The organism is Bifidobacterium sp. B4079 (assembly GCF_026537385.1).
In the GTDB taxonomy this organism is placed as follows: domain Bacteria; phylum Actinomycetota; class Actinomycetes; order Actinomycetales; family Bifidobacteriaceae; genus Bombiscardovia; species Bombiscardovia asteroides_I.
Genome location: NZ_JAFNMH010000004.1, coordinates 1 through 14,371, shown reverse-complemented (window position 1 = coordinate 14,371; position 14,371 = coordinate 1). Strand labels below are relative to the sequence as shown.

The 14,371-nt window shown below is 60.5% G+C and carries 9 protein-coding genes and 1 rRNA gene; 7 read left to right on the top strand and 3 right to left on the bottom strand.

Annotated elements, in window-relative coordinates:
• Positions 1-91 precede the first annotated feature (91 nt).
• From J3T95_RS08035 to J3T95_RS08015, 5 genes are all read left to right on the top strand, one after another.
• Positions 92-793, top strand: a complete 702-nt coding sequence (locus tag J3T95_RS08035; RefSeq protein ID WP_267451105.1) for an ABC transporter ATP-binding protein — start codon at positions 92-94, stop codon at positions 791-793.
• 2 nt (positions 794-795) lie between these two features.
• Positions 796-4,254 (top strand): FtsX-like permease family protein, encoded by a 3,459-nt coding sequence (locus J3T95_RS08030; RefSeq protein WP_267451059.1) that lies wholly within the window; start codon positions 796-798, stop codon positions 4,252-4,254.
• Between the two features lie 103 nt (positions 4,255-4,357).
• A complete protein-coding gene (locus J3T95_RS08025) occupies positions 4,358-7,183 on the top strand; it encodes an ABC transporter ATP-binding protein/permease (RefSeq protein ID WP_267451058.1) in 2,826 nt (941 codons plus the stop codon).
• A gap of 81 nt (positions 7,184-7,264) precedes the next feature.
• Positions 7,265-8,137 (top strand): formate/nitrite transporter family protein, encoded by an 873-nt coding sequence (locus tag J3T95_RS08020; protein WP_220236590.1) that lies wholly within the window; start codon positions 7,265-7,267, stop codon positions 8,135-8,137.
• 124 nt (positions 8,138-8,261) lie between these two features.
• Positions 8,262-8,648: a nuclear transport factor 2 family protein gene (locus J3T95_RS08015; RefSeq protein ID WP_267451057.1), complete on the top strand. Its 387-nt coding sequence runs from the start codon at positions 8,262-8,264 to the stop codon at positions 8,646-8,648.
• Between the two features lie 117 nt (positions 8,649-8,765).
• Here J3T95_RS08015 and J3T95_RS08010 read toward each other — a convergent pair whose 3' ends face one another.
• Positions 8,766-9,467 carry a TetR/AcrR family transcriptional regulator gene (locus J3T95_RS08010; RefSeq protein WP_267444867.1) on the bottom strand — a complete coding sequence of 234 codons (702 nt, stop codon included), beginning with the start codon at positions 9,465-9,467 and terminating at the stop codon, positions 8,766-8,768.
• A 209-nt stretch (positions 9,468-9,676) separates the two neighbouring features.
• Between J3T95_RS08010 and J3T95_RS08005 the strand changes: the two genes are divergently transcribed.
• Positions 9,677-10,993: an ABC transporter permease gene (locus tag J3T95_RS08005; protein ID WP_267451056.1), complete on the top strand. Its 1,317-nt coding sequence runs from the start codon at positions 9,677-9,679 to the stop codon at positions 10,991-10,993.
• Entirely contained in the window at positions 10,990-12,861 is a 1,872-nt protein-coding gene (locus J3T95_RS08000; RefSeq protein WP_267451055.1) for an ATP-binding cassette domain-containing protein, read from the top strand. Before J3T95_RS08005 ends, J3T95_RS08000 begins: the two co-directional genes overlap by 4 nt.
• Positions 12,862-13,163: 302 nt before the next feature.
• On the opposite strand, the gene J3T95_RS07995 is transcribed toward J3T95_RS08000, so the two are convergent.
• Together J3T95_RS07995 and rrf are read right to left on the bottom strand one after the other, a co-directional pair.
• Positions 13,164-13,979 (bottom strand): LysR family transcriptional regulator, encoded by an 816-nt coding sequence (locus J3T95_RS07995; protein WP_267451054.1) that lies wholly within the window; start codon positions 13,977-13,979, stop codon positions 13,164-13,166.
• 307 nt (positions 13,980-14,286) lie between these two features.
• Positions 14,287-14,371: ribosomal RNA gene (rrf, locus tag J3T95_RS09280) — 5S ribosomal RNA — on the bottom strand; the annotation flags it as partial.

Below are 14,371 nucleotides of genomic sequence, written 5' to 3'. Positions count from 1 at the left end.
GCCCCAGGCCCTACGAACGTATACAGTAGTGGGGAGCAGAGCATCGGGGGGCGTCCCTTGCGTCGGACGGCCAGGGTTACGAGAGGGCATGATGGGCTATATCGACGTCATTGGAGAAACGAAGCGGTATGCGACCGGCGAGACGACCATTGTGGCCAACAACGACGTCACCTTCTCCATCGAAAGAGGCGAGCTGGTGGTCATCCTCGGAGCCTCGGGGGCGGGCAAGTCGACTGTGCTGAACATCTTGGGCGGCATGGACACCTGCGACGAGGGCCAGGTGATCGTTGACGGGAAGGACATCGCCGGCTATGACGCCCGGCAGCTGACCACCTACCGCCGCTATGACGTGGGCTTCGTCTTCCAGTTCTACAATCTGGTGGCCAACCTGACCGCCAGGGAGAATGTGGAGCTGGCTTCGGAGATCGTAGACAACGCTGCCGACCCGGTCCAGACCCTGATCGACGTAGGCCTGGGCGACCGGATCGACAACTTCCCTGCCCAGCTTTCCGGCGGCGAGCAACAGCGGGTGGCCATTGCACGGGCCGTAGCCAAGAACCCCAAGATCCTGCTCTGTGACGAACCCACCGGAGCCCTGGACTACCGGACCGGCAAGCAGGTGCTGCGCATCCTGCAGGACCAGTGCCGCAAGAAGGGCGCCACCGTGGTCATCGTCACCCACAACGCGGCCATCGCCCCCATCGCCGACAGGGTCATCCGCATGCACGACGCACGGGTCCAGGCCGTGCAGACCAACGACAGCCCCGAAGACATCGAAAACGTGGAGTGGTGAGGATGCAGCCCGTCAGAAAGGTGCTCTGGCACGACATCCGGGTCTCCCTGCGCAAGTCCTTGGGACGGTTCATCTCCGTCGTCTGCCTGGTGGCGCTGGGCTCCTTCGCCCTGGTCGGGCTGAGTGTGACCGGACCAGACATGCGGCAGGCCGGCAACGTCTACCTGTCCAGCCACCATCTGGCTGATCTGATGGTCATCAGCAGCTATGGCCTGGACCAGGAGGACCGGGATGCCATCGACACCGCCCCCGGCAGCTCGGGAATCGAATACGGGTATCTGAAAGATGTGGTGCTCAAGGGGACCGATAAGAGCCTGCGCATCTACTCCGCCCCCGACCGGATCTCCACCTATGAGCTGGTCGACGGATCCATGCCCAGCAGACCGGATCAGGTGGCGGTCGACACGGCCCTAGCCGGAAGCCACCCCATCGGCAGCAGCATCAAGGTGGACGAGAAAGCCGACCAGCTGGGCAGGAAGGTCTTGAGGCATCACAGGCTTCGTGTCGTAGGCACGGTCAGGTCGACCGAAATTCTGAGCAAGGTCAACATGGGACCCTCTACAGCCGGATCCGGTTCCTTGGACTCCTACGCTGTGACCACGCCCGGGGCCTTCGATTCGACCGAGTATATGATCGCCCGCCTGACTTTCAAGGACCTGGACCGGATCAGGGACCACTATTCCGACCAATACACCCAGGCCCTGCAGACCCACAAGGACGACCTGAACAGGATTCTGTCAGGACGTCCCACCGCCAGGCTGAATGACATCAAGACCCCCCTGAAGAAGAAGCTGGACCAGGGGCAGGACCAGGTGAACCAGTTCAGAGATGAACTCGAGGGGAACCGGCAGCAACTGGACCAGGCCAAAAAAGATCTGGACCAGGGCGCCCAGAGCATCCAGGCTGCCAAGAACCAACTGGCCGCCAAGACGGTGCAGGCCCAGGCAGCTATCGACCAAGGACAGCAGGAGGTGGACCTGAGCTCGGCCGAACTGGCTCGGAAGCAGAGGCAGTACCAGTCCTCCGCCAGCCAGGTGGCCCAGGGCAGGCAACAGGCCGATCAAGGTCAGCAGGCCATCGACCAGGGACAGGCCAGGCTTGATGATTCCCGCCAGCAGCTGAAAGGCGGAAAAGCCCAGGCCGACCAGGCCGTAGCCCAGGCCCAGGAAGCGCAAAAGCAATGCAGACAGGGCATCGCACAGGTCACCGGCCTCATTCAGGCCATTGATGCTCAACTGGCCACACCCGGGCTGACCCCCCAGCAGCAGGACAAACTCAACCGCAGAAAGGCCGGGCTTCAGGCCCAGCTGGCCGAGCTCAACCGGCAGTCGCCGCAGATCGACGCCCTGGTGGCCAAGGCCAAAGCGGGCCACGATGCCTTCATGGCCAATCAGTACACACCCGGCATGGCACAGGTTGCAGCCGGCCAGCAGACCCTGGATGCGAAGCGGCAAGAACTGACCCAAGCGAGGGCCAAGGTGGAGGAGGGCGAGCGCCAGCTGGCCCAGGGCAAGGCCCAACTTGATCAGGGTTCGGCACAACTGGCCCAGGGCAGGGCCAAACTAGCCCAGGCCCGGCAGCAGCTGGCCAGCAGCCATGCTTCAGCCCAAGGGCAGATCGACCAGGCCCAGGCCACCCTGGATCAGAAAAATGCGGAATACCAGACCAAACTGGACAAGTTCAACAGGGAGAGCCCTGACGCCCAGAAGAAGATCGACGACGCCCAGAAGAAGCTGAACAAGGCGGCCGACCAGCTGAGCCGGCTGGAGAAGCCGGTCTACGCCCTGGATTCGCGCCGTGAAGCGCCCGGCTCAGAGGGCTACAAGGTCTACGCCTCAGTCTCCTTCATCGTGGACTCGCTGGCCAAGGTCTTCCCCTACTTCATGTATCTGGTGGCCGCCCTGGTCACCTTCACCACCATGACGCGCTTCGTGGACGAGGAGCGGATCAATGCCGGAACACTGAAGGCCCTGGGCTACAGGGACCAGGATGTCATGGCCAAGTTCCTGGTCTACGGCGGAGCAGCCTCGGCCCTGGGCGCGCTTCTGGGCATCGTCGCCGGCCACACCCTCTTGCCCTGGATTGTCTACCAGGCTTACGCCCATGCCTTCGACATGCCGACTATCCACTATGGCTTCCACCTGCCCATCACCCTGCTGGCCTGCCTGCTGGCCTTCCTGAGCGCCGTGGTCCCGGCCTTCCTGAGCGCCTGGCGGGAGCTGCGCGAGAAGCCGTCGGCCCTCCTCCTGCCCAAGCCGCCCAGCGCCGGTTCGAAGATCTTCCTGGAACATATCCCGCTAATTTGGAACAGGCTCAGCTTCACTCACAAAGTCACTGCCAGGAACATCTTCCGTTACAAGCAGCGGATGCTGATGACCATCTTCGGGGTCTGCGGGTCAGTGGCCCTGCTGATGGCCGGGTTCGGCGTGCAGGGATCCATCTCGGCCATCAACGAGCACCAATTCGGCCAAGTCATTCGCTATGACCTGATCGCTGCCGAGAACAGCCAGGCCACCACCGACCAGCGCCAATCCATCAAAAAACGGCTGGAAAAGCCCGATGTGAGCCGTTCCCTGAATGTGCGCTACGAGGAGATGAGCAAGACAGCCGGCCACAATGCCGACAAGCAGTCCATCACTATGATCGCGCCGGCCAGCTCCGAGCGCCTGGACGACTTCATCCGCTTGGACACCCGGTCCAGGCACAAGCCCCTGAGCCTCAAGGGCGACGGCGTGATCCTCTCCGAACGGATCGCCCAGCTGACAGGGACAAAGACCGGCGACAAGATCACCCTGCAGGATTCAGGCGGCAAGGACAGAACCATGCGGGTGGACGGCATCTGCGAGATGTACTTAGGGCATTTCGTCTTCATGAGCCCATCGGCCTACAGGACCGTCTTCCACCAGGACTTCTCGCCTAACGCCCATCTAGTCACCTTCAAGGACTCCAGCGCAGATAACACCAGAAGGCAGGCCGCCTCCTTCATGCGGATAGACGGCATCCAAGGGGTGGTGCAGAACACGACTCTGATGAGCCAGATCGACACCGTAGTCAGGTCCCTGAACATAATCATGCAGGTGCTGATCATCGTAGCCACCCTGCTGGCCCTGGTCATCCTCTACAACCTGACCAACCTGAACGTGGAGGAACGGATCCGCGAGCTGAGCACCATCAAAGTGCTGGGCTTCTACGACCGCGAGGTGACCATGTACATCTACCGGGAGACCATCCTCCTGTCGGCCATCGGCGTCCTTGCCGGGTACGGGTTCGGGGCCTGGCTGCACCACTACATCATCACCACAGTCCCGCCGGACGACGTCCTCTTTGACCCCTCCATCAGCTGGGTGGCCTTCGTTGTGCCCCTGATCATGATCACGGTCATCACGGCCGGCCTGGGCTGGATGGTCAACAACAAGCTCAAGCATGTGGACATGCTGGAGGCTCTCAAGTCGGTGGACTAGGCCATATCGGCATTTACCCATTCTGATGGCGTAAGCTGGCACTCCAAGAGTCCATAAGCCCATGCCATTGAGCCATTGAGAATCCAGAAAGCGGAGGACTACGGTGCTGCAGATCGAACACATCTCCAAACAATACAAAACAGGGGACTTCGTCCAGCAGGCCTTGAATGATGTCAGCGTCAACCTGCGCGACAACGAGTTCGTGGCCATCCTGGGCCCCTCCGGTTCCGGCAAGACCACTCTGCTCAACATCATCGGCGGGCTGGACCGCTACGACCAGGGCGACCTGATCATCAACGGCACCTCCACTAAAAAGTACAAGGACCGGGACTGGGACTCCTACCGCAACCACACTGTGGGATTCGTCTTCCAGAGCTACAACCTGATCCCTCACCAGAGCATACTGTCCAACGTGGAGCTGGCCCTGACCATCTCCGGCGTGCACCGGCAGGAGCGGCGGGAGCGGGCCAGGCAGGCCCTGGAGCAGGTGGGGCTGGGCCAGCACGTGAACAAGCGACCCAACCAGCTCTCGGGCGGGCAGATGCAGCGGGTGGCCATCGCCAGGGCCCTGGTCAACAACCCCCGCATCCTCCTGGCCGACGAACCCACCGGAGCTCTGGACTCCGAGACTTCCATCCAGATTATGGACCTGCTCAAGGAGGTGGCCCAGGACCGGCTTGTGGTCATGGTCACCCACAACCCCGAGTTGGCCCACCAGTACGCCACCAGGATCGTGGAGCTGCACGACGGCTCTGTGATCAGCGACTCCGACCCCCTGCCCGACGACCAGGTGCCCATCCGCCGGGCCCGCCACCGCACCTTCGGCAAGGCCTCCATGGGACTGCTGACCTCCCTGTCGTTGAGCTTCAACAATCTTCGAACCAAAAAGGCCCGAACTGCACTCACAGCCTTCGCTGGATCCATCGGCATCATCGGCATCGCCCTAATCTTGTCGGTGTCCACCGGAGTCAACCGCTACATCGACAGGGTGCAGCGGGAGACCATGACCTCCTACCCCATCACTATTCAGGAGCAGTCCTTCGACCTGAACAAGATAGCGGACTCTGCCCAGGAATCCCAGAAGGAGGCCGAAGCCCACAAGGATCTCAAGGCCATCCAGCCGGACGACTCCAGCATCAAGGGGGCCTCCAGCCTGACCAGCAGCATCACCCAGAACAATCTGACCAACTTCAAAAAATACTTGGATAATCCCAGGAGCGAAATCCACCAGTACGTGGGGTCCGTGGGCATCCAGTACTCCTATGCCACCAAGTTCTCGGTCTTCGAGCACGACCCGGACGGCAAGCTGGTCTCTGCGGACAAGGTGACCATGAATGGGCAGGATGCCGCCAGCTCTACCGCCAGCCAGATGGCCACGGCCAACACCGACAGCGACATGGGCGACATCCAGTCCAAGCAGATGTCCTACCTGACCGGCAAGACCGAGAAGAACAAGGCCCCGGAGATCTTCGGTGAGATCATGCCAGGGGCCGATGCCAAGACCGCCATCAGCAAGGTGGTGACCGACAACTACCAGGTGGTGAACGGCACCTGGCCTAAGGCCAAGGACCAGGTGGTCCTGGTGCTGGACAAGAACAACCAAATGCCCGTCACCAGCCTCTACAAGCTGGGCATCCTCCCCTCCAGCCAGTACACCGACATGATGAACAAGCTCAACAGCGGCCAGGAGGTCAAGGTCGACACCAAGCCCATCGAATACGCCAAGGCCATGGACCAGAAGCTCTCCCTGGTGCCCGCCGCGGACCAGTATGCCAAGGGGACCGACGGCCACTACCACTACATCGGCGACAGCACAGACCAGATGACCAAGGCCGCCGACCAGGGCCTGCAGCTGCGGATCGTCGGCATCGTCCGCCCCAACCAAGGGGCCAAGGCCACGCCCCTCAAAGTGGGCGTCGGGTATACCCGCCAGCTGACTGACTACCTGATCGACCAGGCCAAGACCAGCCCCATCGTCACCGACCAGGAGGCCGATCAGGGCCACAGCGTCCTCAATGGAATGGCCTTCGCCCCTGCCGACGATGCCGCCAAGGCCAACGATGCCAAGGCCTATATCGCATCTCTGGGCGTTAGCCAGAAAGCCAGCATGGCCCAGGAGATCATGAAAAGCCCAGCGGCCATGGCCGGCCAGGAGGCCCAGGGCCGGGCCGGAGCCGCTGCAAGAGCCCAAAGTTCTGCGGGCATCCCCACGGGGGCCTCTGCCGAACAGCAGACAGCCCAGGCCTTCGACCAGTACATCGCCACCGCCCCGCAGGATGCCCTGGTCGCCATATACAACCAGTACGTCTCCACTGGCACCTACGCCGACAACCTGAGCGACTTCGGCCTGATCTCCCGGGATGCCCCCTCCCGCATCAGCATCTACACAGACAGCTTCGAGAACAAGAATTCCGTGGGTGACTCCATCAAGCATTACAACGACAAGGCCGCGAAGAAGAACAGGATCGTCTATACCGACTACGTGGGCCTGATGATGAATTCGGTCACCACCATCATCAACGTCATCACTTACGTGCTGATAGCCTTCGTCGGGGTCTCGCTGGTGGTCTCCTCCATCATGATCGGCATCATCACCTACATATCGGTTCTGGAACGGACCAAGGAGATCGGCATCCTGCGCGCCATGGGCGCCTCCAAACGGAACGTCTCCAACGTCTTCAACGCCGAGACCGGCCTCATCGGACTTCTGGCGGGCCTGCTGGGAGTGGGCATCACCCTGCTGCTGATCATTCCGGCCAACAGCATCATGCACCACTTCATGGGGACCACCGAAGTCAACGCCGCCCTGCCTGCCTCAGGCGGTATAGCCTTGGTCATTCTGAGTGTGGTTCTGACCCTGATCGGCGGCCTGATCCCCTCACGAAAGGCAGCCAAGCAGGATCCTGCCACCGCCCTGCGCACCGAGTGAGGCTGAGTGACACTGGCAAAGAAGTGAATTCCCGCACAGTCTGGCCTTAAGGGCGGTCCCTCTTTACTTGGGGATGCCATAATGAACCCCGTGAATGAGCAGCCCAATCAGATGACAGACCAGCAGAACAGGCAGCCCCTCTTCCCCGGGCGGGCCTTCATCAGCACCGTCCTGGACGTGGTTGAGAGCAAGAAGACCATGAGCGGCGCCCTGACCGGCAAGTACATGCAGCGAGCCACCATGGCCGGCCTCTTCGTGGGTATCTTCTTCACGGCCTTCTTCGTTATCATGGGTCAGGCCGGGCAAAACCCCGCCGACCACGGCTTGATCCTGGCAGGCCGTGTTCTGGCGGCGACCACCTTCGGCTGGGCCCTGGTCCTGATCTACTACACCAACTCCGAACTGCTGACCTCCAACATGATGGTGGTCACCATAGGCGCCTATCACAAGCGCCTGGGCTGGCTGGCCTCCCTGCGGATCCTGGTCCTCTGCCTTCTGGGCAACCTGGCAGGAGCCCTGGTCGTGGCCGTGATCCTCCGTTTTTCATCTATCGTTAGCGGGCCGACCCTGGACCAGATGCTGACAGCCGCGGCGACCAAGACCGGCTACATCTCCGGCGGCCCTATGGGGTTCGCCGACCTGTTCGTACGTGGCATCCTGTGCAACTTCTGCATCAACATCGCCATGCTCATGGTCTACAACGGCAAGCTTTCCAACGACTTCACCAAGTGCATCATCATGGTCGTGGCCGTCTTCGTCTTCGCCTTCTGCGGGTTCGAGCACTCGATAGCGGATTCGGCCCTCTTCCTTATCCTGGGCGTCTTCGGGCAGGTCAATGCCTGGAAGGCGATCCTGGTGGTCCTGGTGGCCATGCTGGGCAACTACGTAGGCGGCGGCATCCTGATCGGCCTGAACTTCGCCACCATGAACGATGAGCGCCGGTTCAAGGCCTGAAACCACTTCCCGTCAGCCACTACCTACCTGCTCAACGTGATTTCGGATGTGCTTACTAGCCTGGACGAAAACACCTATCATGAAGAAACTCGAAAGCCTATGTACAGGCAGAAAGCGGAGGTTCATGATGACCGAAAGCGAGACGGCAGCCAACAAATCCCTGGTGCAGGAATTTTACGACCAGGTCTTCAGCCGGGGAGATACCAGCAACATTGACAGGTTCATGCGGGACGACTATATCCAGCACAACCCCACCTGCGCCGACGGGAAGGCAGGCTTCCTGGAATTCATCAAGGGCTTCCTGTCCTTGGGCCCGCAAATCGAGATCATCAGGCTGAACGGCGAGGACGACATGGTGTACGTCTTCTTCAAGTGCACGCTGAAGAACGGCCATGTCAACAAGGTCTGCGACATCTACCGGCTGCAGGACGGCCAGCTGGCTGAGCACTGGGACGTCATCGAGCACAATGTAGAAGGCATACAATCCCGGAACGGAAACGGCCTGTTCTGACAGATACGTTGATCGGCCTGCATCCTCCCGGCAATCAGGCGCCTTCAACCGAAGATGTCCCGGAGGTTCCGCCGCCATCTGGCCGCGAGACCTGCGGACCTGTTCCTTGGCGCGACCTCACCAGCACAGGTCGGCGTAGAGATATCGATCCAGCGTGGGACCGATGATACGAGCCAGCGCACCAGGCGACATCGAAGCCAGGGGCTCCACCCGGAAAACATCGCGGGCCATTATCAAACCAAGCATCTGCGACCCCACCAGCACCATGCGTTTTTCGATCCTGTCGGTTTTGATGGCTTTGAGCCGGTCACTGGTCAGCTCCCCTCGTACCAGGGCGACCATCAGGTCTCGGGCGTGGTCGTCCCGGCCCGCATTGCGCACGAGTGAAAGGTAGGCCTCGCCAGGTTCGGTCGTTTCCATGAACTTCAGAAAGGCCCTTATCAAGGTAACGCCCAAGGAGCCATCTACGCAGGACGCACGCTTGGCGTCCTGCTGAATGAACAGGTCGAGGAGATGGCTATCCCCGATGATCTGCTGTGCCGCCTTGGTGAAGAGCTCGTCCTTACCGCCGAAATAGTAGTGGATGAGCTTGGGGTCGCAACCTGCACGGCGGGCAATGGCCCGCAGGGTTACCTTGTCGAAGCCCTGACGCGAAAACTCATATCTCGCCGCCGAGAGGATATCATCATAGGTTGTTGACGCCCTCTTTCCTCCGGGTCGGCCACGTCGGTGACGCAGAGATGTTGCGGAAACCTCAACCTCATGAGATTCCGAAGCTTCTTTCCGGCTGATTCCCTCACGAGCTGATTTCTCTGCCATTCCGATCGCTTCTCCTTATTGGGTATCACCGCACCCGGCCAGTCTATCAAGAGAAAACAATATTCATCGCTTGATGAATATAGTGCTATGATTTTATTCGCCAACCAAGGAATTAATGGCTTCGTCATGATTTCCTGTGCAACGGTCAGACCGGGGTCGGCTTCCCGGCGTATGGCCGCTCGCTTGATTCACCAATAAGGAGGTGCGCCGTGAAGGCGCTGATCATCAAGGAATTCAGAGAGCTGATGCGCGACAAGCGCACGGTTGCCATGCTGATAGCCATGCCCATCCTGCTCCTGTTCATCTTCGGATACGCCGCCAATTTCTCAGTCGACAGGATCTCCGTTGCCGTCATCGGCGACGGGGCCCAATCCGTGTCCGAGAAGGTCAAGGGTTTTGACGCCGCCAAGGACGGCATGGATATCGTCACCGTGGATCCGACGCAGCACGGCGAAAAGGATGCCACAAGCCTGCTCAGAGACAGGAAGGTCGATGCCGTCATCGTCGTCAGGGAGGACCAGCAGGACCAGGGCAAGGATCTGCTTTCCAACCGGACCAAGGTGTATCTTGATGGTTCCGGCCTCTTCGCCGCCCAGTCCGCCAAACGAACTTTCCTCCAGCTGAACGCCGAGGAGGCCAAGGACCAGATAGCCACCACCAGATCGCAGGCCATGGAATCCCGCAAGGCTGCGGCCCAGCAGGAGAAGCAGGGCCTGCAGGACTATCTGAGACAGATGCAGAATTACCAGAGCCAGGCACAGGCCGCTGCGACTCAGGGCCAACCCGCCCCGCCCATGCCTGCCCCACCGCAGTTGAATCCGGTTCAGGTACCGGAAGCCGACCTGCCCGACCAGGCAAGTGCAACCGAGATGGGAAAGGACAACGTGACCGTCCTCTTCAACCCGGACCTGAAGACCTCCTTCGTTATGATTCCCGGACTGATTGGCCTGATCATGACCCTGATCGGCACCATGATCACCAGCATCGGCCTGGTCCGCGAGCGCGAGCAGGGCACCTTGGAACAGCTGGCGGTCATGCCTCTGAAGCCCGGAGCGGTCATCATCGGCAAGATCGCCCCCTACCTGCTTCTGGCCCTGATCGACATGGCCATCATCACGCTGATTGGCATGGCCGTTTTCGACCTGCCCTTCCGAGGTGATGTCTGGGTCTTCCTGCTAGGGACCTTACTCTTCCTTTTTGTGGTCCTGGGACTGGGCATCTTCATCTCAACCGTGTCACAGAACTCAGGTCAGGCCGTACAGATGGCCATGATGCTGGTCATGCCGCAGATGCTGCTGAGTGGCATCATCTTCCCCCTGGAGTCCATGGCCGTCTCGGTGCGCTGGATCGGCTACCTCCTGCCACTCACCTGGTTCAACGAACTGGCCCAGGGCACCATGCTGCGTGGTGCCTCCTGGGGATCCCTCTGGCTTCCACTGGTCATCCTGGCTGGTGAGGCCGCCGTCATCTTCTCAGCCGCCACTCTGCGGCTACGCAATGTACTGACCCATGGGGGTGCACGATGAACCGTGAGCCTGTAACCCTTGACAAGGCCAGGGTCTCCTACGGGGTCATCCATGCCCTCCAGGGATTCTCCGGGAGCTTCCTCCCCGGCCAGGTAACGGCATTGACCGGTGGGGACGGGGCAGGCAAATCCACCCTGCTCAAGCTGCTGGCCGGACGGGCCCCTTTGCAATCAGGAAGCGTCCACGGCCTGCCCGACAAGAAGGACATAGGGTATCAGCTTGCGGATTCGGGCGTCTGGCGCGACATGTCGGTCATCGAGAACATGCGTTTCATCGCCTCGGCCTATCGGATGGATTCCAGCCTGGCTCGGAACAGAATAGAAGGCCTCCTGGCCGACGCCGGCCTCACCTATGCCCGAGATACGACGGGACGGAACCTGTCTGGAGGAATGCGTCAGAAGCTCGGCTTCATCATGGCCGCCCTGCATGAGCCCGACCTCCTGCTCCTGGATGAGCCGACGACCGGGGTCGACCCCGCCAGTCGCGAAGGAATCTGGACCCTGATCTCGGCCCAGGCGGCGGATGGAAAGACGGTGGTCTTCGCCACCACCTATCTGGACGAGGCCGAACGGTGCGCCAGCCTTTATCTGATGAACGACGGCAAGGTTCTTGCCCAAGGCAGGGCCGAGGACATCTGCGCCAAGGCCCCCGGCAGACTCTGGCAGGCCCCGGCTTCGGTCGGGAAGCAAATGACCCGGGATTCGTTCTTCGGATCCAGTCTCCAGGACAGGCCCGCCCCCTCGGCCTTCCACAACTGGCGCAGGGCCGATACGGCTCTGGCCTGGACCGCAGCAGGTGATGAGAGGACCCCGGAAGGGTTCACTAGGACCGGTTTCGACTTGGAAAACGCCAGCATCGCCTATCTGCTCCAGGATGACCAGGGCGGACTGCCGATCAAACCCCGGGCCGCGGCACCGAATGTGGACACCGCCAATCACCCCCAGCCAGGCGGGGAACCCGGCGAACCTGGTGGAGAAGGTCCAGGAAACACCGCGGATCGGGTACTGATCCAGGCCACGGACGTGGTCAAGCAGTTCGGATCCTTCACAGCCCTGAACGATGTCTCCCTCCAAGTCAAGCCCGGTCAGATCATCGGTCTGATCGGTGGGAATGGTGCAGGCAAAACCACGTTCATGCGCATTCTCCTGGGGCTGGAACAGGCCAACCAGGGATCCGCCCTCCTGCTTGGCGGGCCCCCTTCCTTGGAATCACGCAGACGAATCGGCTACGTTCCCCAAGGCATGGGGCTCTACCCCACCCTCACGGCATGGCAGAACGCACAGTTCACAGCCGACGTTTACGGTACAAGCCCACAGGGATGGACCGCCAAGTACGCCCGCTCCCTGGGCCGGACGCCGGTGGGCAATCTGCCCCTGGGTGCCCAACGGCTGCTTGCCTACACCCTGGCCGCCGGCCATGACACGGATCTGCTCATCCTGGACGAGCCAACCTCAGGGATGGATCCCGTCTCCCGCATGAGGCTCTGGCGTGAACTCCACCGGAAGGCCGATCAGGGCGTAGGTGTCCTGGTCACCACCCATTACATGGCCGAAGCCAGCCAATGCGACCAATGCGTGGTCTTGGCACATGGCCAGGTCCAGGCGAGGGGCGACGTGGAGCAGAATGTCGGCAGCCACCACTCCCTGGTCATCAAGACGGAGGAATGGGAGCAGGCGCTGAAGCTTCTGACCGCAGCAGGCCTGCCTGTCTCCATGGACGGACGCACTGTCCGCGCCATCGACGCTGACGAAAACAGAGTGAAGGAGGTCCTGAAACCTCTCGGGACCGCCTATGAACTGACCAGGTCGCCGGCCCGGCTGGATGAGATCCTCACACTCACCTCCCAGCCGGCACAGGACAAGCACTGAGCGCCCTTCGCGGAACCGCAGCCTTCAGCGGAGCCGCGATTTGGTCTCCCTGATGCCGAAAACGGATCAGGGAGACCGGGCTCTCACCTAATTGCCCTGGGTAGATCTCGATGACCTTCGCATTCACGCCCAGGGACCCATCCTCATTTCAGAGCTCACAATTCAATACCCTAGCCGCACGAATCAGATTAGTGGACGCGCCAGGGCCGGCAACGGTCAGGCCAGAAATCACCTTTCATCCTGAGACAGCTGAACGGAAGTACTCGATGAATTCCTCCGCTGCAGGACTCAGCATCCGTTCCTTACGCCATGCAAAGAGACAGGAGTGGTCTTGGCCGGTTCGAGGGCCAGGAACCGCGTTCCTGACGGGTTGCGATTGACTGTTGACCCTCAAGGGTAAGAGCAGCGCCCATCCCGTCCCTGACCAGGGGCAGTACGTTGAAGATGAGGTTAAAGCTCCCGACGATATGAAGTCCATGAATCGGGGTCTGCGCCCACTCTGCCAGCATTTCGGGAATCCCATCCCTGCCGGGAACCAGTAAGGGACTTGAAAGAATGTCGGCTCTGGTCAATGCGGACTTTTCCGCAAGAGGGGAACGATCAGACACCTGGAATCCCCAGTTCTCCACTTCCGGCATCGGGAGTGAGGCATATCGACCAATATCCACCGGTTCCAGGAGAATGGCCATATCCAAGAGGCCCTTGTCAAGCTGATCAATGATTATGTCGCTCGACCCACTGATGATATTGAAGGAGACCAAGGGATGACGTCTGAAGAATCCTTCGACGACCCTTGCCAAGGTATCCGAACCCATGGCCTCGACCGCCCCGATTGATATCCGACCGGTGAACAGTCGACTTTGATTTGATTCAAACTCAGTGACGGTGTCGTGCGTCAGTTGCAGTATCTCGTCCGCCCTGTTCTGCAAGAATCGGCCTGCTGGGGTCAGCGTGAGTTGACGCTGGTCACGAATCACGAGCTTGGCCCCCAGCTCATCTTCCAAGGACTTCAGTTGACGACTCAGCGTGGGTTGCGTAATGTGCAAACGCTCAGCAGCCGCCGTGATGCTTTCCTCTTGGGCAATCACCGAGAAGTACCGGAGAAGTCGTAATTCCACGGGTTCCTCCTTATCCCTGCTGCCCACAGCTCCGCTGTATAAGGAAATATTGCACCAACCATAATAATCAGAGCACCATAGGAAGGCACTTTGTGCAAGCGACTGAACTTACCTCGAAGCATAAGGTGACTGACTTCCGATCGGTCATCGGCTAGAAACTCATGTGGTTATGAAAAAGGAGGAAGGCTCGTGTGTGGGGGGTTCGGGCTGGCCTGTGGGGGATTCTGGTCGTCTGTGGTGGTGGCCGGATATGAGAAGAGGACCATCAGGGTGTTGCCCTGGTGGTCCTCTTATGTTTTACGTGTAGTGGCGGCGGTGTGCTACTCTCCCACACTCTTCCGGGTGCAGTACCATTGCCGTGCTGGGTCTTAGCTTCCGGGTTCGGAATGGGA